Source organism: Serpentinimonas maccroryi, from assembly GCF_000828915.1.
In the GTDB taxonomy this organism is placed as follows: Bacteria; Pseudomonadota; Gammaproteobacteria; order Burkholderiales; family Burkholderiaceae_C; genus Serpentinimonas; species Serpentinimonas maccroryi.
Genome location: NZ_AP014569.1, coordinates 1,303,990 through 1,324,085, shown reverse-complemented (window position 1 = coordinate 1,324,085; position 20,096 = coordinate 1,303,990). Strand labels below are relative to the sequence as shown.

At 65.2% G+C, this 20,096-nt stretch carries 19 protein-coding genes; 15 read left to right on the top strand and 4 right to left on the bottom strand.

Annotated elements, in window-relative coordinates; genetic code table 11:
* Positions 1 to 3 precede the first annotated feature (3 nt).
* Positions 4 to 1,107, top strand: a complete 1,104-nt coding sequence (locus tag SMCB_RS06100; RefSeq protein ID WP_082027271.1) for an NAD(P)H-dependent glycerol-3-phosphate dehydrogenase — start codon at positions 4 to 6, stop codon at positions 1,105 to 1,107.
* Here SMCB_RS06100 and panC read toward each other — a convergent pair.
* Positions 1,018 to 1,893, bottom strand: coding sequence for a pantoate--beta-alanine ligase (gene panC / locus SMCB_RS06095; protein WP_045535775.1), 876 nt, complete (start codon positions 1,891 to 1,893; stop codon positions 1,018 to 1,020). The two genes, SMCB_RS06100 and panC, sit on opposite strands and share 90 nt — an antisense overlap.
* 147 nt (positions 1,894 to 2,040) lie before the next feature.
* Positions 2,041 to 2,916 carry a 3-methyl-2-oxobutanoate hydroxymethyltransferase gene (gene panB, locus SMCB_RS06090; protein WP_045535774.1) on the bottom strand — a complete coding sequence of 292 codons (876 nt, stop codon included), beginning with the start codon at positions 2,914 to 2,916 and terminating at the stop codon, positions 2,041 to 2,043.
* Positions 2,917 to 3,197: 281 nt separating this feature from the next.
* Here panB and nadC point away from each other — a divergent pair, with 281 nt between their 5' ends.
* From nadC to lgt, 3 genes are all read left to right on the top strand, one after another.
* Positions 3,198 to 4,142 carry a carboxylating nicotinate-nucleotide diphosphorylase gene (gene nadC, locus SMCB_RS06085; RefSeq protein WP_082027270.1) on the top strand — a complete coding sequence of 315 codons (945 nt, stop codon included), beginning with the start codon at positions 3,198 to 3,200 and terminating at the stop codon, positions 4,140 to 4,142.
* A gap of 117 nt (positions 4,143 to 4,259) precedes the next feature.
* Entirely contained in the window at positions 4,260 to 6,170 is a 1,911-nt protein-coding gene (gene ilvD, locus SMCB_RS06080; protein ID WP_045535773.1) for a dihydroxy-acid dehydratase, read from the top strand.
* A 3-nt stretch (positions 6,171 to 6,173) separates the two neighbouring features.
* Positions 6,174 to 6,992: a prolipoprotein diacylglyceryl transferase gene (lgt, locus tag SMCB_RS06075; RefSeq protein ID WP_045535772.1), complete on the top strand. Its 819-nt coding sequence runs from the start codon at positions 6,174 to 6,176 to the stop codon at positions 6,990 to 6,992.
* A gap of 6 nt (positions 6,993 to 6,998) precedes the next feature.
* On the opposite strand, the gene SMCB_RS06070 is transcribed toward lgt, so the two are convergent.
* The gene (locus tag SMCB_RS06070; RefSeq protein WP_045535771.1) at positions 6,999 to 7,442 is read right to left on the bottom strand and encodes a universal stress protein; all 444 of its coding nucleotides are present in this window, start codon (positions 7,440 to 7,442) and stop codon (positions 6,999 to 7,001) included.
* Positions 7,443 to 7,596: 154 nt separating this feature from the next.
* On the opposite strand from SMCB_RS06070, the gene SMCB_RS06065 reads away from it, so the two are divergent.
* The 8 genes from SMCB_RS06065 to SMCB_RS06030 all read left to right on the top strand — a co-directional run bounded on the left by SMCB_RS06065 (position 7,597) and on the right by SMCB_RS06030 (position 15,362).
* Positions 7,597 to 10,089: a heavy metal translocating P-type ATPase gene (locus tag SMCB_RS06065; RefSeq protein WP_082027427.1), complete on the top strand. Its 2,493-nt coding sequence runs from the start codon at positions 7,597 to 7,599 to the stop codon at positions 10,087 to 10,089.
* Positions 10,090 to 10,093: 4 nt separating this feature from the next.
* Positions 10,094 to 10,231, top strand: a complete 138-nt coding sequence (gene ccoS / locus SMCB_RS06060) for a cbb3-type cytochrome oxidase assembly protein CcoS (protein WP_045535769.1) — start codon at positions 10,094 to 10,096, stop codon at positions 10,229 to 10,231.
* A gap of 70 nt (positions 10,232 to 10,301) precedes the next feature.
* Complete coding sequence (gene ccoN, locus SMCB_RS06055; protein WP_231851169.1) at positions 10,302 to 11,792, top strand: cytochrome-c oxidase, cbb3-type subunit I; 1,491 nt, start codon at positions 10,302 to 10,304, stop codon at positions 11,790 to 11,792.
* 13 nt (positions 11,793 to 11,805) lie between these two features.
* The gene (gene ccoO / locus SMCB_RS06050; RefSeq protein ID WP_045535768.1) at positions 11,806 to 12,435 is read left to right on the top strand and encodes a cytochrome-c oxidase, cbb3-type subunit II; all 630 of its coding nucleotides are present in this window, start codon (positions 11,806 to 11,808) and stop codon (positions 12,433 to 12,435) included.
* A gap of 20 nt (positions 12,436 to 12,455) precedes the next feature.
* Complete coding sequence (locus tag SMCB_RS06045; protein WP_045535767.1) at positions 12,456 to 12,593, top strand: CcoQ/FixQ family Cbb3-type cytochrome c oxidase assembly chaperone; 138 nt, start codon at positions 12,456 to 12,458, stop codon at positions 12,591 to 12,593.
* A gap of 29 nt (positions 12,594 to 12,622) precedes the next feature.
* Positions 12,623 to 13,528: a cytochrome-c oxidase, cbb3-type subunit III gene (gene ccoP / locus SMCB_RS06040; RefSeq protein WP_045535766.1), complete on the top strand. Its 906-nt coding sequence runs from the start codon at positions 12,623 to 12,625 to the stop codon at positions 13,526 to 13,528.
* Positions 13,529 to 13,552: 24 nt separating this feature from the next.
* On the top strand, positions 13,553 to 14,986 hold the full coding sequence (gene ccoG, locus SMCB_RS06035) for a cytochrome c oxidase accessory protein CcoG (protein ID WP_082027269.1): 1,434 nt from the start codon (positions 13,553 to 13,555) through the stop codon (positions 14,984 to 14,986).
* Between the two features lie 73 nt (positions 14,987 to 15,059).
* Positions 15,060 to 15,362 carry a hypothetical protein gene (locus SMCB_RS06030; RefSeq protein WP_045535764.1) on the top strand — a complete coding sequence of 101 codons (303 nt, stop codon included), beginning with the start codon at positions 15,060 to 15,062 and terminating at the stop codon, positions 15,360 to 15,362.
* 49 nt (positions 15,363 to 15,411) lie between these two features.
* Here SMCB_RS06030 and fnr read toward each other — a convergent pair whose 3' ends face one another.
* Positions 15,412 to 16,131, bottom strand: a complete 720-nt coding sequence (fnr, locus tag SMCB_RS06025) for a fumarate/nitrate reduction transcriptional regulator Fnr (protein ID WP_045535763.1) — start codon at positions 16,129 to 16,131, stop codon at positions 15,412 to 15,414.
* A 149-nt stretch (positions 16,132 to 16,280) separates the two neighbouring features.
* Here fnr and hemN point away from each other — a divergent pair, with 149 nt between their 5' ends.
* The 3 genes from hemN (at position 16,281) to aceA (ending at position 19,978) form a co-directional block, all read left to right on the top strand.
* Positions 16,281 to 17,660, top strand: a complete 1,380-nt coding sequence (hemN, locus tag SMCB_RS06020) for an oxygen-independent coproporphyrinogen III oxidase (protein ID WP_231851168.1) — start codon at positions 16,281 to 16,283, stop codon at positions 17,658 to 17,660.
* Between the two features lie 38 nt (positions 17,661 to 17,698).
* Positions 17,699 to 18,409, top strand: a complete 711-nt coding sequence (locus tag SMCB_RS06015) for a sulfite exporter TauE/SafE family protein (protein WP_045535762.1) — start codon at positions 17,699 to 17,701, stop codon at positions 18,407 to 18,409.
* A gap of 237 nt (positions 18,410 to 18,646) precedes the next feature.
* A complete protein-coding gene (aceA, locus tag SMCB_RS06010) occupies positions 18,647 to 19,978 on the top strand; it encodes an isocitrate lyase (RefSeq protein ID WP_045535761.1) in 1,332 nt (443 codons plus the stop codon).
* The last annotated feature ends 118 nt before the right edge of the window (positions 19,979 to 20,096 follow it).

The following is a 20,096-nucleotide window of genomic DNA, read 5'->3' as shown; positions in this document are numbered from 1 at the left end:
GGCATGAAAATCACCCTGCTGGGGGCCGGTGCCTGGGGCACGGCGCTGGCCATCGCGGTGGCGCGCGCCGCCGGCGCTCCGGGCAGCGCGGTGCAGCGGGTGCGGCTGTGGGCGCGCGACCCGGCGCAGGTGGCGGCCATGCATGCGGCGCGTGCCAATGCGCGCTACCTACCCGGCTGCGCCTTCCCGGACGCGCTGGAGCTGTGCGCGGCCGACGAAGCCGATTTGGCGCAGCTGTGCGCGGCCGACGACCTGATCGTGCTGGGCACGCCGATGGCGGCGCTGCGCGGCCTGCTGCAGCGTTTGCGCGCGCTCGATGCGCCCGTGGTCTGGCTGTGCAAGGGCTTCGAGCAGGGCAGTGGCTTGCTCGGGCACGAGATCGCGCTGCAAGTGGCCCCAGATCTGCCCGTGGGCGTGCTCAGCGGCCCCAGCTTTGCCAAAGAAGTGGCCGCTGGCGCGCCCACCGCGCTGGTGGCCGCCAGCGCGCAGGTGCGCGTGAGCCAGCGGCTGGTGCAGGCTTTGCACAGCCGCACATTGCGTGTTTATGCCAACGACGATGTGGTGGGCGTGGAGGTGGGCGGCGCAGTGAAAAACGTGCTGGCCATTGCCACCGGCCTGTGCGACGGCCTGCAGCTGGGCCACAACGCGCGCGCGGCCCTGATCACGCGCGGGCTGGCCGAAACCGTGCGCCTGGGGCTGGCTTTGGGCGCGCGCGCCGAAACCTTCATGGGCCTGAGCGGCTTGGGCGATTTGGTGCTCACCGCCACCGGCGACCTGAGCCGCAACCGCCAAGTGGGGCTGCGCTTGGCGCAAGGCCAGAGCCTGGCGCAGGCGCTCGATGCCCTCGGTCACGTGGCCGAAGGGGTGTACAGCGCGCGCACGGTGGCGCAGCGGGCGCGCGCCCTAGGGGTGGAGATGCCGATCACGCAAGCGGTGGTGGCGCTGCTCGATGCCCAGATCAGCCCGGCGCAGGCCGTGCAGCAGCTCATGGGGCGCGACCCGACGCCGGAGCAGCGCTCAGAACTCCCAGTTGTCGATCAAGCGGGTGCGCCCGAGCCGCGCCGCTCCAAGGGCGACCAGCTGGCCGGCCGAGGCCGCGCCTGCTAAGTCTGCCCCTTGTGGGGCTTGCAAATCGCTGCGGCGGCGCACCGTGAGGTAGTCGGTCTGCCAGCCGCGTTCGTTGAGCTGCGCTGTGGCTTGTTGCTCCAGCGCCGCCAGATCGGTGGCGCCATCGGCCACGGCAGCGGCCACGGCAGCAGCCAAGCGGCGCAGCGCGAGGTTGAGCTGCACCGCCTCGGCGCGCTCGGCCGGCGACAGGTAGGCGTTGCGCGAGCTCAGGGCCAGCCCGTCGGGGGCGCGCTCGGTTGGGCTGGCGTGCAGGGTCACCGGCAGCGCCAGCTGCTGCGCCATCTGGCGCAACACCAGCCACTGCTGGTAGTCCTTTTGCCCAAAAACGGCGTGGCCACCGCCCTTGCTCTGCCCGAACACGAGCGCAAACAGCTTGAGCACCACGGTGCACACGCCGGTAAAAAAACCGGGCCGAAACTGGCCCTCGAGGATGTCGGCCAGCTCGGGCGGCGGCAGCAGCTTGAAGCGCTGCGGCTGCGGATACAACTCCGCTTCCGTAGGGGCAAACAGCACATCGCAACCGGCGGCTTCGAGCTGCGCGCAGTCGGACTCGAAGGTGCGCGGGTAGCTGTCGAAATCTTCGTGGGGCAAAAACTGCAGGCGGTTGACGAAGATGCTGGCCACCGTCACCTCGCCCAGCGGCCGGGCGCGGTGCACCAAAGCCAGATGGCCGGCGTGCAGGTTGCCCATGGTGGGCACGAAGGCGGGGCGGTCAAAGCGTGCCAGGTGCTGGCGCAGTTCGGAGCAGCGGTGGATGACGCGCATGGGGTGGACGGGAAATGGCTTGGGATGGGGCTGGGGAACGGGGTAGGGGGCTTGGGATGGCGGTTGGCGTTGCGGCAGAGGCGTGCGGGCATGGACTTTTGGCAAATTGCAGGGGGCGCGCAGCCAGAGGCGCTGCGCCGCCCTTGCTCACCAAGCGTGCAAGGCGGGGTCGGGGAAGCTGCCGTCTTTGACTGCGCGCACGTAGGCCGCCATGGCGGCCGCAACGCTGTGCTGCCCGTCCATAAAGTTGCGTACAAACTTGGGCGGCTTGCCCAAGTTCACTCCCAGCATGTCGTGCATCACCAGCACCTGGCCGGCGGTGCCCGCGCCCGAGCCGATGCCGATGGTGTGGCAGTGCGCCAGTTGCGCCGTGATGGCGCTGGCCAAGTGGGCGGGCACCATCTCCAGCACCAGCATGCTGGCGCCGGCGTCTTGCAGATCGCGGGCGTGGCCCTGCAGGCGCTCGGCGTCGGCTTCGCTGCGCCCTTGCACCCGATAGCCGCCCAAGGCGTGCACGGTTTGCGGCGTCAGCCCCAAGTGCGCGCAAACCGGGATGCCGCGCTCGACCAAAAAGCGCACCACCTCGGTGGTCCAGCCGCCGCCTTCGAGCTTGACCATGTGCGCGCCGGCGTGCATCAGGGCTGTGGCGCTGCGCATGGCTTGCTCGCGCGACTCTTGGTAGCTGCCAAAGGGCAAATCGCCTATCACCCAAGCGGTGCCCTGCACCCGGCGCAGCCCGCGCGTCACGCTCTGGGTGTGGTAGCACATGGTGTCGAGCGTCACGCCGACCGTGCTGCTCAGGCCCTGGCAGACCATGCCGAGCGAGTCGCCTACCAGCAGGCACTCGACCCCGGCGCTGTCAGCCACTGCGGCAAAGGTGGCGTCGTAGGCGGTGAGCATGGTGATTTTTTCGCCGCGCTGGCGGAGCTCGTGCAGGCGCGGCAGGCTCACCGGCTTGCGCGGCGGCAGCGGCGAGGCGGCAGGCAAGGTGCCGTAGGGGGTGCTGGCGGTGGCTTCGCTCATGGTGTGGGTGGGGTGGCCGTGGGGGGATGGGGGCGGTAGGCAGCTATTGTCTATCAGAGCTTGGCGGCTTGCGCTGCCGCGGCTGGGGCTGGTGGCGGAATTTTTCGGGGTCTGGGGTCCAGCGATGGGGGCGTTGGGGTAAGCCCGGATCGGGCAACCATCTGCGCAAGTCTGCCCCAGCGGATGGGCCTTGAACGCGAACATCTACGCAGCACAGAGACTTCTTTGCTTTGAATGGGCAGACCCGCCACCCGCCCGCGCTCTGGAGCACAATTCGGCCTATGACGCTCCCAAACCTTGACCCGACCCCAGAGCCCAAGTCTCTCGCTGGTTCTTTCGCCGACCCCTTCACCCCCGCCACCATAGCCGCGCTGGCGCAAGCCGACGTGGCGCGCGCGCTGGCCGAAGACGTGGGCACTGGCGACCTGAGCGCCGCCCTGATCGACCCCGAACGCCGTGCCTGTGCGAATTTGCTGGCGCGCGAGGCGGCGGTGCTCTGCGGTGCGCCGTGGGTGCAGGCGGCGGTGCTGGCGCTCGACCCCGATGCGCGGCTGCATTGGCTGGTGCCCGAAGGCCAGCGCTGCGCCGCCAACCAGGTGGTGCTGCGCCTCGAGGGCCGGGCGCGCGCCCTGCTGAGCGCCGAGCGCACCGCGCTCAACTTTTTGCAGACCCTGAGCGCCGTGGCCACGCAGACCGCGCGCTTTGTGCAGCAGGTGGCGGGCACGCGGGCGCAGATCGTGGACACGCGCAAAACCCTGCCCGGCTTGCGGCTGGCGCAAAAGTACGCGGTGCGCACCGGCGGCGGCACCAACCACCGCCTCGGGCTGTACGACGCTGTGCTGATCAAAGAAAACCACATCGCTGCCGTCGGCGGCGTGGCGGCGGCGCTGCAGCAGGCGCAGCGGCTGGTGGCGCAAGGGGCGGCCACAGTGCGCTTCGTGCAGATCGAGGTCGAAACGCTGGCGCAGCTCGACGAGGCGCTCACCGCCGGGGCGCGCATGGTCTTGCTCGACAACATGGACTTGCCCACCTTGCGCGAAGCGGTGCGCCGCAACACCGCCCACCCCAGCGGGCCGGCGCTGCTGGAGGTGTCGGGTGGTGTGAACCTCGAGACGGTGCGCGCGCTGGCCGAAACCGGGGTCGATCGCATCTCCATCGGGGCCCTGACCAAAGACCTCAAGGCGGTGGATTTCTCGCTGCGCTTCGAGGCGCAGCCGCAGGTTTGACGCGCCTCGAGGGCAGGGGGCGGTTGGGGCCCTGCCCGTGGGGTCTTGCCCGGCGCGCAGGCTTTGCAAGCGATAATGCCCGATCGTGTGCCACCCTTTTTTTAGCAGACGCCTCCCATGCCCACCTACCGCTCCAAAACCTCCACCGCTGGCCGCAACATGGCGGGTGCCCGTGCCCTGTGGCGCGCCACCGGCATGAAAGACGGCGATTTTGACAAGCCCATCATCGCCATCGCCAACAGCTTTACCCAGTTCGTGCCTGGCCACGTGCACCTCAAAGACCTAGGGCAACTGGTGGCGCGCGAGATCGAGGCCGCTGGTGGCGTGGCCAAAGAGTTTCACACCATCGCCGTCGATGACGGCATCGCCATGGGCCACGACGGCATGCTGTACTCGCTGCCCAGCCGCGAGGTGATCGCCGACAGCGTGGAGTACATGGTCAACGCCCACTGCGCCGACGCGCTGGTGTGCATCTCCAACTGCGACAAAATCACCCCCGGCATGCTCATGGCCGCCATGCGCCTCAACATCCCGGTGGTGTTCGTCTCGGGTGGCCCGATGGAAGCCGGCAAGGTGCAGCGCCAGCAGCCGGGCAGCCAGACCATCACCATCAAAAAGCTCGATCTGGTCGATGCCATGGTGTTGGCCGCCGACGCCTCGGTGTCGGATGCCGAGCTGGCCGAAGTCGAGCGCAACGCCTGCCCCACCTGCGGTTCGTGCTCGGGCATGTTCACCGCCAATTCGATGAACTGCCTGACCGAAGCCCTGGGCCTGAGCCTGCCCGGCAACGGCACCGTGCTCGCTACCCACACCGAGCGCGAGCAGCTGTTTCGCCGCGCCGGGCGCCTGATCGTCGAGCTGGCGCGGCGCTACTACGAGGGCGACGACGCCTCGGTGCTGCCGCGCTCCATCGCCACCTTCGAGGCCTTTGAGAACGCGGTCGCGCTCGATATCGCCATGGGCGGCTCCACCAACACCGTGCTGCACCTGCTGGCCACGGCGCGCGAGGCCGAGGTCGAATTCACCATGGCCGACATCGACCGCCTGTCGCGCCGCGTGCCCACGCTGTGCAAGGTGGCGCCCAACACCGACCGCTACCACATCGAAGATGTGCACCGCGCTGGGGGCATTTTTGCCATTTTGGGCGAGCTCAACCGCGCCGGCCTGCTGCACGCCCACTGCGGCACCGTGCACAGCCCGAGCTTTGCAGCGGCGCTGGCGCAGTACGACATCATGGGTGCCCCCAGCCCCGAGGTGCAAACCTTCTACCGCGCCGCCCCGGGCGGGGTGCCGAGCCAGACCGCCTTCAGCCAGAGCCAGCGCTGGCCCAGCCTGGATACCGACCGCGCCCAAGGCTGCATCCGCGACCTCGAGCACGCCTACTCGCGCGATGGCGGGCTGGCGGTGCTCTACGGCAACTTGGCGCTCGATGGCTGCATCGTCAAAACCGCCGGCGTCGATCAGAGCATGTTCGAGGCCGAGCAGCTGCGCTACACCACCAGCGTACCCACCTCGACCCTGCGCGCCTTCGAGGGCCCGGCGCGCGTGTTCGAGAGCCAAGACGCAGCCGTGCAAGCGATTTTGAGCGACCAGATCGTGCCCGGCGACGCGGTCGTGATCCGCTACGAAGGCCCACGCGGCGGCCCCGGCATGCAAGAGATGCTCTACCCGACCTCGTACCTCAAGTCCAAGGGGCTGGGCAAATCGTGCGCGCTGCTCACCGACGGGCGCTTTTCGGGTGGCACCTCGGGCCTGAGCATCGGCCACGCCTCACCCGAGGCGGCAGCCGGGGGCGCCATCGGCTTGGTGCGCGAGGGCGACCGCATCCGCATCGACATCGCGCAGCGCAGCATCGACTTGCTGGTGAGCGCCGACGAACTGGCGCAGCGGCGACTGGTGCAAGACCAGCTCGGCTGGAAGCCGGCGGCGCCCCGTCCGCGCAAGGTCTCGGCGGCGCTCAAGGCCTACGCCAAGCTGGTGCTGTCGGCCGACAAGGGCGCGGTGCGTGATTTGTCGGCGCTGGACTAAAGCATGAGCGCAAGCACTTTCTTGCAGCACCCGCAGATCGACCCGGTGGCGCTGCAGCTCGGGCCGCTGGCCATCCACTGGTACGGGCTGATGTACCTGATCGCCTTTGCGCTGTTCTTTGGGCTTACGCTGCTCCGGCTGCGGCACCCGACTTACGCGGCGCTGGGCTGGGGCCGGCGCGACATCGAAGACCTGCTGTTTTTGGGCGTGATCGGTATCATCGTCGGCGGTCGCCTAGGCTATGCGCTGTTTTACCGCCCGCTCGAGTTTCTGGCCGAGCCGCTGCGCATTTTTGCGGTCTGGGAGGGCGGCTTGAGCTTTCACGGCGGCTTCATCGGCGTGTTGCTGGGCATGGCTTGGTTTGCGTGGCGGCGCCAGCGCAACTGGCTGCAGATCACCGATTTCATCGCCCCGTGCATCCCCGTAGGGCTGGCCAGCGGGCGCATTGGCAACTTCATCAACGGCGAACTCTGGGGCCGCGTGGCCGACCCGGCGCTGCCGTGGGCGATGGTGTTTCGTGGCGCCGGCGATTTGCCGCGCCACCCCTCGCAGATCTACCAGGCGCTGCTCGAGGGGCTGCTGCTGTTTGTGTTGCTGTGGCTGTACGCACGAGGGCCGCGGCGCTTGGGCGAGGTGTCGGCGGCGTTTTTGGTGGGCTATGGGTTGCTGCGCTTCACGGCCGAGTTCTGGCGCGAGCCCGACGCCCACCTCGGGCTGCTTGGGCTGGGCTTGAGCATGGGCCAGTGGCTGAGCCTGCCCATGGTGCTGGCCGGGGCTGCGCTGTGGGGCTGGGCGCACCGGCAGCGCGCCACAGCCGCTTAAGAAAAATTAACGCAACACCAGCACCGGTATGCTGGTGTGCGTCAGCACCTGCTGGGTTTCGCTGCCCAGCAGCAGGCGCTTGAGGCCACGTCGACCGTGCGAGGCCATCACGATCAGGTCGGCCTTGTGCTGCTGCGCGGCTGCCATGATGGCTTCGGCGATCAGTTCCGACTGCACCGTCAGCGGCCGCACCTTGACGCCGAGCTTTTGGCCCTCGGCCTGAATCGCGTGCAGGCTCTCCATGGCGTCATCGTGCCACTGCTGTTCGATGCGCCGCACTTCTTCTTCGGCCAGCGCCACACCGCCTTCGAAATAGGTCTTGGGGTAGGGCGCGACCACGCGCAGCGCCAGCAGTTCGGCGCAGAGCGCATTGGCGAGCTTGAGCGCGTGCGCGACGGCCTGATCCGACAGTTCCGAGCCATCGGTGGTCACGAGGATGCGTTGGTACATGGCAGTTAAGCTCCAGAAAAAATGGGGGTGACTCCATTGTGCCTGCAACGCCGGGCCCCGATCCGCTCGCTGGCCCTGCGCGCACATCCAAATAGCCCTCAGACTTGATCTGAATCAAGCCGGCGCAGCCAAGCCCGATGGTATGCTCGCCCGCATGTCGAATTCCACCACCGTAACAGGCAGTGATCTGGCTGCCGGGGCCGTTGTGCCTGACCAGGGGTTGGGTTCGCTATTGGGCCAGCACCGCGGCCCGCTCACCGTCGACGACGATTTTTTGGTGCTCGACGACCCCATCGAGCAAGAGGACTTTTGTCACCCGGTGCAGGTGGACGGGCGCGAACTGCAAGAAGCGGTGTTGATGGTGCAGGGCATGTACTGCCCGGCCTGCTCCGAAACCGTCGAAGCCGCCTTGGGTGGGCGCCGCGGCGTCGAGTCGGTACGGGTGCATGCCGCCACCCGGCGCGTCACGCTGCGCTGGGACCCGGCCCAGACCCTGCTCTCGGCGCTGGCGCGCAATGTGGGCCAAAGCGGCTACCGGCTGCTGCCCATGCGCCAGGCGCTCAGCGTCGAGGAGCGCTTGGCCGAAACCCGGCTCTTGATGTGGCGCCTGTTCGTGGCCGGCTTTTGCACCATGCAGGTCATGATGTACTCGTGGCCGTTCTACATCACCGAGCCGGGCGAAATTCCCTATGTTTACGACCAGTTGCTGCGCTGGGCCAACTGGATGCTGAGCGTGCCGGTGGTGCTGTTCTCCAGCATGCCGTTTTTCCAGAGCGCCTGGCGCGACCTGCGCCACGGGCGCATCGGCATGGACATGCCGGTCTCGATCGGCATCTTGGTCACCTTCATCGCTAGCACCGGCTCCACCTTCGACCCCACGGGGGTGTGGGGGCATGAAATCTGGTTCGATTCGCTCACCATGTTCGTGTTCTTCCTGCTCGGTGGGCGCTACTTGGTCTCGCGCCTGCGCGACCGCACCGCCGGCGCGCTCGACGTGCTCATGAACCGCCTGCCCGAGCAGTGCGAGCGCCAGTTGGCCGACGGCAGCTTCGAGACCGTCTCGCTCAAACGCCTGCGCGTGGGCGACGTGCTGCGCGTGCAAGCCGGCATCGCCTTCCCCGGCGACGCCACCGTGCTCGGCGACAGCGCCACCGTCGATGAAGCCTTGCTCACCGGCGAATCGCAGCCGGTGACGCGGCTGCGCGGCCAAACGGTGGTGGCCGGCAGCTACAACCTCGCCGGCACGGCGCTGGTGCGCATCGAGCGCCTCGGGCGCGAAACCCGCTTCGCCCAGATCGTGGCGCTGATGGAACAGGCGTCCACCGAAAAACCCGAGCTGGTCAAGCTCGCCGACCGCATCGCCGGGCCGTTTTTGGTGGCGGTCTTGCTCAGCGCCGCCTTCGGCGCCTGGTACTGGTGGCAGATCGACCCCGCCTTGGCGGTACCGATCGCGGTGGCGGTCTTGGTGGCCACCTGCCCGTGTGCGCTCGCGCTCTCGACCCCGTCGGCCATGCTGGCCTCGGCCGGGGCGCTGGCCGAGCGCGGCATCCTGGTGCGGCGCCTGCTGGCCTTCGAGGCCCTGTGCAAGATCGACACCGTGGTGTTCGACAAAACCGGCACCCTGACCCAAGACCGGGTGGTATTGCGCGAGGCGCTGGTGCGCCCGGGCCTCACGGCTGAGCAAGCGCTCGAGCTGGCTTGGCCGCTGGCCTCGGCCTCGCTGCACCCGGTGTCGCGCGCCATTGCGGCGCGGGCTCGGCCAGCGGCAAGTGCGGCTGCACCCGCTGCCGCCGCCGCCACTTCAGACGCTGGTGCTGCCGCCACTTCAGACGCTGGTGCTGCCGCCCCCGACGCCGTGTCGCAGGTCGCTTCCGATCTGGTGCGCGACGTCCCCGGTGCCGGCTTGGTGCTCGAGCGCGCCGATGGGGCCGTTTACAAGCTCGGCTCGGCGGCCCTGTGCGGTCTGGACCAAGACCAGTTGCTGGCCCAAGGGCGCAGCGTCGCCGACGCGCCCTGTGCTTATCTGAGCGACGCGCAGGGTTGGCTCGCCACCTTCGTCATGGACGAAGGCGTGCGCGCCGATGCCGCCACAGCCGTGGCCGACTTGCGCGCCATGGGCTTGCAGGTCCATCTGCTCTCGGGCGACAAGGTCGGCGCGGTGCAACGCGTGGCGCAGCAGCTGGGCATCACCCAAGTGGTGTCCGAGGCCGGCCCCGAGCGCAAGCTCGAAGTCGTCGCCGCCCTGCAAGCCCAAGGCGCGCAGATCGCCATGGTGGGCGACGGCATGAACGACGGCCCGGTGCTGGCGCGCGCCCAAGTCTCGTTCGCGCTCGGCCACGGCGCGCCCCTGACGCAGTCGCAGTCCGACCTGGTGGTGCAAAGCGGTCGTTTGTCCGAACTGGTACAAACCATAGGCCAAGCCCGGCGCACCATGCGCATAATCAAACAGAACTTGGTCTTTTCGGCTAGTTACAATGGCAGCATGGTGCCGCTGGCGATCGCCGGCTTCGTACCGCCTTGGTTGGCGGGCTTGGGCATGGCCCTGAGTTCTTTTGTGGTCATCGGCAACGCGATGCGGCTGTCGCGCCTGCCCGACTTTCCTGCCCCCGATCCGGCCTTGCTGCCGGTAGCAGCCTACGCGAGGTGATGCCATGGAATCTTTGTTGTTGTTGATCCCCTTGTCGGTGGTGCTGGTGCTGGCCATCATCGGGGTGTTCTGGTGGGCGCTCTACAACGGTCAGTACGACAACGTGGAGCGCGAAGGCGAGCGGATTTTGAAAAACGATTGATCTAGGTCAAGGGGTGTAGTCGCGCCAACGGCGACACTCTGGCGGTGTTTTTAATAAGAGGAGTAGGTGTATGAGTGCAATCACGGCGGATGCCCAGATGGGCAGCGTGTCCGATGCCCGGCAGGGCGTCTATGAAGACAAAGTCATCCGACAGTTCTCTGTCATGGCGGTGGTCTGGGGGGTGGTCGGGATGCTGGTTGGCGTCGTCATCGCCGCCCAGATGCTCTGGCCAGCGCTCAACTTGGGCCAGTTCGGGCTCGAGTGGTTCTCGTTCGGGCGCCTGCGTCCGCTGCACACCAATGCTGTGATCTTCGCCTTCGGCGGCTGTGTGCTGTTTGCCACCAGCTACTACGTGGTGCAGCGCACCTGCCAGACCAAGCTCTTCTTGCCGCAACTGGCCGCCTTTACCTTCTGGGGCTGGCAACTGGTGATCGTGCTGGCCGCGATCACGCTGCCGTTGGGCTTGACCTCGGGCCAAGAATACGCCGAGCTGATCTGGCCGATCGACATCCTGATCACCGCGGTTTGGGTCTCGTACGCGATCGTGTTCTTCGGCACCTTGGCCACGCGCAAGATCAACCACATCTACGTCGCCAACTGGTTCTTTGGCGCCTTCATTCTGGCCGTGGCGCTGCTGCACGTGGTCAACAGCCTGGCCGTGCCCACCGGTCTGCTGCACGCCTACTCGCTCTACTCGGGTGTGCAAAGCGCCATGATCCAATGGTGGTATGGCCACAACGCGGTCGGCTTCTTCCTCACCGCTGGTTTCTTGGGCATCATGTACTACTTCATCCCGAAGCAGGCTGAGCGCCCGATCTACAGCTACCGGCTCTCGATCGTCCACTTCTGGGCCCTGATCTTCACCTACATGTGGGCCGGCCCGCACCACCTGCACTACACCGCGCTGCCCGACTGGACCCAATCCATCGGCATGGTGTTCTCGCTCATCCTGCTGGCACCGTCTTGGGGCGGCATGATCAACGGCATCATGACCCTCTCGGGCGCTTGGCATAAGCTGCGCGACGACCCGATCCTGCGCTTCCTGATCGTCTCGCTGTCGTTCTACGGCATGTCGACCTTCGAAGGCCCGATGATGTCGATCAAGACCGTCAACGCCTTGAGCCACTACACCGACTGGACCATCGGCCACGTGCACTCGGGTGCGCTGGGTTGGGTCGGCCTGATCTCCATGGGTGCGCTGTACTTCCTGATCCCGCGCTTGTTTGGGCGAAAGCAGATGTACTCGATCAACGCCATCGAGCTGCACTTCTGGATCGCCTGTATCGGCATCGTGATCTACATCGCCTCCATGTGGATTGCCGGTGTCACCCAAGGCCTGATGTGGCGTGCCTTGGCCGACGACGGCACCTTGGCCTTCACCTTCAGCGAATCGGTGCGTGCCAGCTATCCCTTCTACGCCATCCGCCTGATTGGCGGCACCATGTACTTTGCCGGCATGTGCATCATGGCCTGGAACGTCTGGATGACGGTCCGCGCGGGCTTGCGTGCAGGCCCCGTGCCGCAAATCAAGATTCCAGCGGTTTCACCTGCCCACGCCTGAGGAGCGCATCAACATGGCTAACAACACCCCCTCCACCAAGGGCATGTCGCACCAGAAGGTCGAGACCAACAGCTTCCTGATGATCGTGCTCATCCTGCTGGTGATCTCCATCGGCGGTCTGGTTGAAATCGTGCCGCTGTTCTTCAAGAAATCGACCACGCAGCCGGTCGAGGGCCTCAAGCCCCACACCGCGCTGCAGCTGGCGGGTAAAGATGTGTACATCCGCGAGGGCTGCTTCGTTTGCCACTCGCAGATGATTCGCCCCTTCCATGCCGAGACCATGCGCTACGGCCACTTCTCGCTCGCCGGTGAGTTCGTCTATGACCGGCCGTTCCAGTGGGGCTCCAAGCGCACCGGCCCCGATCTGCACCGCATCGGTGGTCGCTATTCCGACGAATGGCACCGCCAGCACCTGATGGATCCGCGCTCGCTGCGCCCCTACTCCAACATGCCCGCCTACCCTTGGCTGGCCGACCGCATGGTCAACGCCGACGCCATGCCAGCGCGCTTACGGGTATTGCAGCTGCTCGGGCACCCCTACACCGACGAAGAGGTGGCAGGCGCCGCCGACGCGGTGCGGGGCAAGACTGAGATGGATGCTCTGATTGCCTATTTGCAGGTTCTGGGTACTTCGGTTCGCTGAGGCGGCCAGGAGCGGCGAGCATGGATATCAACGATTACCGCAGCATAGTGACCGTGGTCAGTTTGGTGGTGTTTTTGGGCATCGTCTGGTGGGCGTGGTCCAGGCACAACAAGGGCCGTTTCGATGACGCCGCCCAACTGCCCTTCAAAGAAGATTAAGCCGCGCACTCACTCACAAGAGAAACATCATGAGCGACTTCACAAGCTATTTCTGGCATTACTACGTTGCTGGGCTGACCCTCATCAGCATCTTGGCCTGCTTGGGCCTGCTCTGGTACGCCAGTCGGGTCAAGGTTACCCCGACCAAAGACAACACCACCGGCCACGTCTGGGACGAGGACATCATCGAAAAAGACAATCCGCTGCCCAAGTGGTGGGTCTGGATGTTCATCATCACCGTGGTCTTCGCCTTGGTCTATGGCCTGCTGTACCCGATGTTTGGCAAGTTTCCCGGTTTGCTCAACTGGAGTTCGGTGGGGCAGTACCAGGCCGAGCGCGCAGCCAACGAGGCGAGGGTGGCGCCCAAGTTCGAGGCCTTCGCGCAGATGTCGGTGCAACAGCTGGCCGCTGACCCGGTTGCGATGCAGATCGGCGAAAGCCTGTTCATGAACAACTGCGCCGTCTGCCACGCCGCCGACGCCCGCGGCAGCCTGACCTTCCCCAATCTGACCGACAAAGACTGGATTTGGGGTGGCGACCCCGAGGCCATCAAAGTCTCGATCACCCAAGGTCGGGTAGCGGTCATGCCGCCCTTGGCCGAAGCCGTGGGTTCGCCCGAAGACGTGCTCAACGTGGCGCACTACGTGTTGAGCCTCTCGGGCGCGCCGCACGACAGCGTGCGGGCAGCCGCCGGCAAGGCCAACTTTGCCACCTGCATCGCCTGCCACGGCGCCGAAGGCAAGGGCAACTATCTGATCGGTGCCCCCAACCTGACCGACGACATCTGGCTGCATGGTTTTGGGGTCGATGCCGTGGTGCGCAGCATCAACGAAGGTATCATGAACGTCATGCCGCCGCAAAACGTGTTGCTGTCCGAGCAGCAGATTCATGTGTTGACCGGCTACGTGTGGGCCAAATCCAACCCTCCGCAATAAAACCGATTCGGCGTCGTTCCTCAATTGTCAAATAGCACCCAACCGGATGGCGGCAACTCAGCCGCCAGACCAGACGAAATCGAGATATCGCTCTACGCCGATCGGCAAAAGATCTACCCACGTTCCGTCGCGGGGTTCTTTACCAACTGGCGCTGGGCCATGGTCTGGCTGACACAGATCGTTTTTTATGGCCTGCCCTGGTTGCAATGGAATAACCGGCAGGCTGTTTTGTTTGACCTCGAAGAGCGGCGTTTCTACCTCTTCAACCTCGTGCTCTACCCGCACGACCTGATTTACCTCACCGGTCTGCTGGTGATCTCGGCCCTGGCCTTGTTCCTGTTTACGGCCGTGGCCGGACGCCTGTGGTGCGGTTTTGCTTGCCCGCAGACGGTTTACACCGAAATTTATCTGTGGATGGAAAAGCTGGTCGAAGGCGACCGCACGGCCCGCATGCGGCTCGATCAATCCGGCCATACGCTGGAGAAATACGGCAAAAAAACCCTCAAGCAACTGCTATGGATCGCCTTTGGCTTGTGGACCGGCTTTACCTTTGTGGGTTACTTCACCCCCATCGAACAGCTCTGGCTGGCGGTCTGGCAGGCCGAGCTCGGGCCTTGGCAAAGCTTCTGGATTTTGTTTTATGGCTTTGCCACCTACGGCAACGCCGGCTACATGCGCGAACTGGTGTGCAAGCACATGTGCCCCTACGCGCGTTTCCAGAGCGCGATGTTCGACCGCGACACCCTGGTCGTGACCTACGATGCGCAGCGCGGTGAGCCGCGTGGCCGCCGCTCGCGCCAAGCCGATCTGTCGCTGCTCAAATTGGGCTCGTGCGTCGATTGTTCGCTCTGCGTTCAGGTTTGCCCCACCGGCATCGACATCCGCAAGGGCTTGCAGTACGAATGCATAGGTTGCGGCTCCTGCGCCGACGTCTGCGATCAAGTCATGGACAAGGTCGGTTACCCCAAGGGCTTGGTGCGCTTCACCACGCAAAACGGGCTCGAGCAGGGCTGGACCTCGGCCCAGATGTGGCGCCGCGTGCTGCGGCCGCGGGTTTTGGCCTACGGTGCCATTTTGCTGCTCATCACCGTGGCGCTGTTCACCAGTTTGTACCTGCGCACACCGCTCAAGCTCGACGTCATCCGCGACTCGACCATTTTGTCGCGTGTGGTGCAACAAGGCTACGTGGAAAACGTTTACACGCTGCGCATGCTCAACGCCACCGAGCAAGAGCAACCCTTGCGTCTGGTGGTGCACGGTTTGCCGGGTTTGCAAGTGATCTCCGAGACCGAATTCTCCCTCGCGCCTACGGGTGCGCGGGCGCTGGCGGTGACGGTTCGTGTGCCGCCGGGCAGCAGCGCGCCGGGCATGCACCCGATCCACTTCGAGGTGCAATCTTTGGGTGCCGAACCCATGACGGTGCGCCAAGACTCGGTCTTTATGATGCCGCGTCAATGAACACCGTTGCAGCCACACAGGTTTTTTGTGCCTGCGCCTGAACTTTTAGCCTCCAGACCTACACTCAAATACCATGAGCACTGCCCAAGCCGCCCCAGCCCCGACCAAGCCTGCCCCTTGGTACCGTGAGCCTTACACGTGGTTGGTGTTTGGTCTGCCGGCTGCATCGATTGCGCTGTCGCTCGCCTTGGTCGTCACCGCCGTCAAAAACCGCGACCCGGTGCTGGACCGCAATGCGCCCATGGTGCCAGCTGATCAACGCCGTTTGCAGATGATGACGCCCGAACAGCGCGCCACCTACTTGGCTAGCCTGCGCCCGGCACGCGAAGCGCGCAACCACGCTGCCAGCCCCGAGGTCCCGCCGCCACGGCAGTAGGGTGCCCTGCAAAGCGGCGCCTCGTGGCACACGAGCAGAGCCTAGGCCCCTAGTTGCGCATCGGCGGGTTCACCAGCCGCTCCAGCGCCTGCGTGTCTTTGATCAGCACGTAGCGCTGGCGCACGTCGATGATGCCGTCTTCCATGAAGCGCGAAAAGGTGCGGCTCACGGTCTCGAGCTTCATGCCCAGGTAGCTGCCGATCTCTTCGCGCGTCATGCGCAGCACCAGTTCAGACTGCGAAAACCCGCGCGCGTGCAGCCGCTGCACCAAATTGAGCAAAAAGGCCGCCAGCCGCTCCTCGGCGCGCATGGTGCCCAGCAGCAGCATCACGCCCTGGTCGCGCACGATCTCGCGGCTCATGATCTTGTGCACATGGTGCTGCAAGGCGCTGAACTCGCGCGACAGTTGCTCGATGCGGTCAAAGGGCAGCACACAGACCTCGGCGTCTTCGAGCGCGATCGCGTCGCAGGCGTGCTGGTCGTGCACGATGCCGTCCATGCCGATGATCTCGCCCATCATCTGAAAACCGGTGACTTGGTCGCGCCCGTCGGCGCTGGTGATGCAGGTCTTGAAAAAACCCGAGCGCACCGCGTACAGTGCGGTGAAGGCTTCGCCCGCGCTGAACAGGGACGCTCCGCGTTTGATGCGGCGCCGATTCGATATGATCTGATCGAGATGCTCCAGCTCTTGCGGTTTGAGCCCCATAGGCAAGCACAACTCGCGCAGATTGCAGCCTGAACAGGCGACTTTGATGCTCTGAATATCCATGTAAGCGCGGCCAAATAGTGCGCGAAGCTTAACCCATGTGCTGCCGTGTGGGGCGCGCGTCAAAGAAAACAAAAAATGGGCTCGACTTGACTCAGGTCAAGGGTGAGGGGGGATGTTCGGTGCATATTCTCGCACCAGGAGAAATTTTAGTGAAACCTGTCATCGACGAGGGGTTGCTGCGGCGTTTTGACGTGCCCGGCCCCCGTTACACCTCATACCCGACCGCCGACCGCTTCGTCGAAGCCTTTGGCGAGCAAGACTATGTGCAGGCTTTGCGCCAGCGCCATGCCGGCTCGCTGGCCTTGCCACTGTCGATCTATGTCCACATCCCGTTTTGCGATTCGCTGTGCTACTACTGCGCGTGCAACAAGGTCATCACCAAGCACCACAGCAAGTCGGCCGAGTACCTGCGCTACCTCACGCGCGAGCTCGAGTTGCAGTGCCGCCATCTGGGCTCGGGCCACAGCGTGTCGCAGATGCACCTCGGCGGCGGCACCCCGACCTTCATGTCGGACGAGGAGCTCAGCGATCTGGTGGCGATGGTGCAGCGCCACTTCAAGCTGGTGCCGGGGGGCGAGTATTCGATCGAGGTCGATCCGCGCACCGTGACCCCTGCGCGGCTGGAGCACCTGCACCGCCTGGGTTTCAACCGCCTGAGTTTTGGCGTGCAGGATTTTGACCCCACGGTGCAAAAGGCCGTGCACCGCATCCAGCCCGCCGAGCAGGTGTTCGACTTGGTGGCGGCGTCGCGGCGCATCGGCTTCGAATCCGTCAACGTCGATCTGATCTACGGCCTGCCGCAGCAAACGCCCGAGTCGTTTCGCCACACGCTGGAGCGCGTGCGCGAGCTGCGCCCAGACCGCATTGCGCTCTACGCCTACGCGCATTTGCCGGCACGCTTCAAGCCGCAGCGGCGCATCGTGGCCGCCGAACTGCCACCGGCAGCCGACAAGTTGGCCATGCTCTCGATCTCGCTCGAGATCTTCAACCAAGCGGGTTACGTCTATGTGGGCATGGACCACTTCGCGCTGCCCACCGATGCCTTGGCGGTGGCCAAGCGCCAGGGGCGGCTGCACCGCAATTTTCAGGGCTACAGCACGCAGCCCGACTGCGATTTGATCGCCCTCGGGGTCTCGGCCATCGGCCGCATCGGGGCCACCTACAGCCAGAACGCCAAGACGCTCGAAGAGTACTACGACCACCTCGACCAAGGGCGGCTGCCGATCGTGCGTGGGCTGGCGCTGAGCCGCGACGACCTGCTGCGTCGCGCCGTGATCATGGCGCTGATGTGTCAGGGGCGGGTGGATTTCGAGGCTGTCGGTCTGGCGCACCTGATCGAGTTCAAAAGCTATTTTGAACCCGAGCTGGAGCGCTTGCGCGAGTTCGAAGCGATGGGTTTGCTGCGCCTGAGCGCGGGCAGCATAGAAGTCAGCGACACCGGCTGGTACTTGGTGCGCGCCATCGCCATGCAGTTCGACAAGCACCTGCAGCAAGACCGCGACCGGGCGCGCTTCTCCAAAATCATTTGATCGCTGCAACGCCGCTGCCAAGCTGCTAGAGTCGGCCCATGTTTGAATCGATGCTGCTTTCGGCACTGGTGATGGGGCTGGTGGGCGGCCCGCACTGCATCGCCATGTGCGGCGCGGCCTGCGCCGGCATTGCCCACGCCGGCGAGCCGCGGCGCGTGCGCGCTTTGCTCACCTTCCAGTTCAGCCGCCTGATAGGCTACGCGCTGCTGGGCGCGCTGGCCGCTGGCACCGTGCAGGGCTTGGCTTGGATGGGGCAGCACACCGCCATCATCCGCCCGCTCTGGACGCTGATGCACGTGGCGGCGCTGCTGCTGGGGCTGGTGCTGCTGTTGCAGGCGCGCCAGCCGGCCTTCATCGAGGGCTGGGCCCAAGGGGTGTGGCGGCGTGCGCGCCCGCTCATGAACCGGCTCGGCCCCAAAGCGCCGGCGGTGCTGGGCGTGGGCTGGGCGCTCATGCCCTGCGGGCTGTTGTATTCGGCGCTGCTGGTGGCCTCGCTGTCGGCCAGCGTGGTCAACGGCGCCGCCATCATGGCCGCTTTTGCGCTGGGCACCATGGTCTCGCTCACGGCAGCGCCGTGGCTGCTGCTCAAGCTCAAAGACGCGCGCAGCGGCGGCTGGGGCATCCGGCTGGCGGGTCTGGCGCTGGTGCTGGTCTCGAGCGCGGCGCTGTGGATGGGCATCGCGCACCCCACGGGTTTGTGGTGCGACGAGCCAGTGGCGTTTTTGCATACCGATTGCATAGTTTCATAATGCAAAATGTCACGTTGCTGCGCTGCAATAATTTTTTTACCATAAGAAAAGTCGTTTCTTAATGCAAAATGCGGCCGGTAGTACATTGTTTTTAAATGGCTATTTTTTTGTCTTGTATAAGACATAAGATTCACGGCTGACCCCGCTGCGGTCTTACACTACAGGCAACGGCGCGGCGCATTGGCCCCTAGGCCGTTGCCGCAGCCCCACCGTTTTTTTAACCTTCAGGAGTGAAGCATGTCCTCTGCCATCAACAAACAACTCAGCCGCCAGCAGCAGATCGAAGCGCTGGAGCTCGACTGGGCGCAAAACCCGCGCTGGAAAGGCGTCAAGCGCGGCTACAAAGCCGCCGACGTGGTGCGTCTGCGCGGCAGCGTGCAGCCCGAGTACACGCTGGCGCAAAACGGCGCCCGCACCCTGTGGGAGCGCGTCAACGGCGGCGCCAAAAAGGGCTACGTCAACGCCTTTGGCGCCATCACCGCCGGCCAAGCCATGCAGCAAGCCAAGGCCGGCCTCGAGGCGGTGTACCTGTCGGGCTGGCAAGTGGCGGCCGACGGCAACACCTCCGAAACCATGTACCCGGATCAGTCGCTCTACGCCTACGATTCGGTCCCGACCATGGTGCGCCGCATCAACAACACCTTCAAGCGCGCCGACGAAATCCAGTGGAGCCGCGGTATCGAGCCCGGTTCGCCCGAGTTCATCGACTACTTCCTGCCCATCGTGGCCGACGCCGAAGCCGGTTTTGGCGGCGTGCTCAACGCCTTTGAGCTGATGAAGAACATGATCGCCGCCGGCGCCGCGGGCGTGCACTTCGAAGACCAACTCGCGGCCGTGAAAAAGTGCGGCCACATGGGCGGCAAGGTGCTGGTGCCCACCCAAGAGGCGATCGAGAAGCTGATTTCTGCGCGTTTTGCCGCCGACACCATGGGCGTGCCCACGCTCATCTTGGCGCGCACCGACGCCGAAGCGGCCAACCTGATCACCAGCGACCACGACGCCAACGACAAGCCCTTCCTCACCGGTGAGCGCACCCAAGAGGGCTTTTACCGCGTCAAAAACGGCCTCGAGCAAGCCATCAGCCGCGGCGTCGCCTACGCGCCCTACGCCGATCTGGTGTGGTGCGAAACCGGCACCCCCGACCTCGGCTTTGCGCGCGAGTTTGCCCAAGCCGTGCACGCCGCCTGCCCCGGCAAGTTGCTGTCGTACAACTGCTCGCCTTCGTTCAACTGGAAGAAAAACCTCGACGACGCCACCATCGCCAAGTTCCAAGACGAGCTGTCGGCGCTGGGCTACAAGTACCAGTTCATCACGCTGGCCGGCATCCACATCAACTGGTTCAACACCTTCCAGTTCGCCCACGCCTACGCGCGCGGCGAGGGCATGAAGCACTACGTCAACATGGTGCAAGAGCCCGAGTTCGCGGCGCGCCAGCAGGGCTACACCTTCGTTTCGCACCAGCAAGAGGTGGGCGCAGGCTACTTCGACGACGTGACCACCGTGATCCAAGGCGGTTCGTCCAGCGTCAAGGCCCTCACGGGTTCGACCGAAGAAGAGCAGTTCCACTGATCAACTTCGTTGGGCCCTGGGTTGACTGGGGCGCAACAGGTTCAGCGTTTCGCCTTCAACCAAATCCCCCTTGGGTGCACGCCTTCGGGGGATTTGGCATTTCTAAAACCTTGTGCTT

Excerpts from the sequence above, each read along its gene's own strand:
- ccoO (WP_045535768.1), top strand. The coding sequence starts at position 11,806 with ATGGCTAACAACACCCCCTCCACCAAGGGCATGTCGCACCAGAAGGTC.
- SMCB_RS06015 (WP_045535762.1), top strand. The coding sequence starts at position 17,699 with ATGTTTGAATCGATGCTGCTTTCGGCACTGGTGATGGGGCTGGTGGGC.
- panB (WP_045535774.1), bottom strand. The coding sequence starts at position 2,916 with ATGAGCGAAGCCACCGCCAGCACCCCCTACGGCACCTTGCCTGCCGCC.
- SMCB_RS06065 (WP_082027427.1), top strand. The coding sequence starts at position 7,597 with ATGTCGAATTCCACCACCGTAACAGGCAGTGATCTGGCTGCCGGGGCC.
- nadC (WP_082027270.1), top strand. The coding sequence starts at position 3,198 with ATGACGCTCCCAAACCTTGACCCGACCCCAGAGCCCAAGTCTCTCGCT.
- SMCB_RS06070 (WP_045535771.1), bottom strand. The coding sequence starts at position 7,442 with ATGTACCAACGCATCCTCGTGACCACCGATGGCTCGGAACTGTCGGAT.
- SMCB_RS06100 (WP_082027271.1), top strand. The coding sequence starts at position 4 with ATGAAAATCACCCTGCTGGGGGCCGGTGCCTGGGGCACGGCGCTGGCC.
- ilvD (WP_045535773.1), top strand. The coding sequence starts at position 4,260 with ATGCCCACCTACCGCTCCAAAACCTCCACCGCTGGCCGCAACATGGCG.
- lgt (WP_045535772.1), top strand. The coding sequence starts at position 6,174 with ATGAGCGCAAGCACTTTCTTGCAGCACCCGCAGATCGACCCGGTGGCG.
- aceA (WP_045535761.1), top strand. The coding sequence starts at position 18,647 with ATGTCCTCTGCCATCAACAAACAACTCAGCCGCCAGCAGCAGATCGAA.
- ccoS (WP_045535769.1), top strand. The coding sequence starts at position 10,094 with ATGGAATCTTTGTTGTTGTTGATCCCCTTGTCGGTGGTGCTGGTGCTG.
- SMCB_RS06045 (WP_045535767.1), top strand. The coding sequence starts at position 12,456 with ATGGATATCAACGATTACCGCAGCATAGTGACCGTGGTCAGTTTGGTG.
- SMCB_RS06030 (WP_045535764.1), top strand. The coding sequence starts at position 15,060 with ATGAGCACTGCCCAAGCCGCCCCAGCCCCGACCAAGCCTGCCCCTTGG.
- fnr (WP_045535763.1), bottom strand. The coding sequence starts at position 16,131 with ATGGATATTCAGAGCATCAAAGTCGCCTGTTCAGGCTGCAATCTGCGC.
- ccoP (WP_045535766.1), top strand. The coding sequence starts at position 12,623 with ATGAGCGACTTCACAAGCTATTTCTGGCATTACTACGTTGCTGGGCTG.
- ccoN (WP_231851169.1), top strand. The coding sequence starts at position 10,302 with ATGAGTGCAATCACGGCGGATGCCCAGATGGGCAGCGTGTCCGATGCC.
- panC (WP_045535775.1), bottom strand. The coding sequence starts at position 1,893 with ATGCGCGTCATCCACCGCTGCTCCGAACTGCGCCAGCACCTGGCACGC.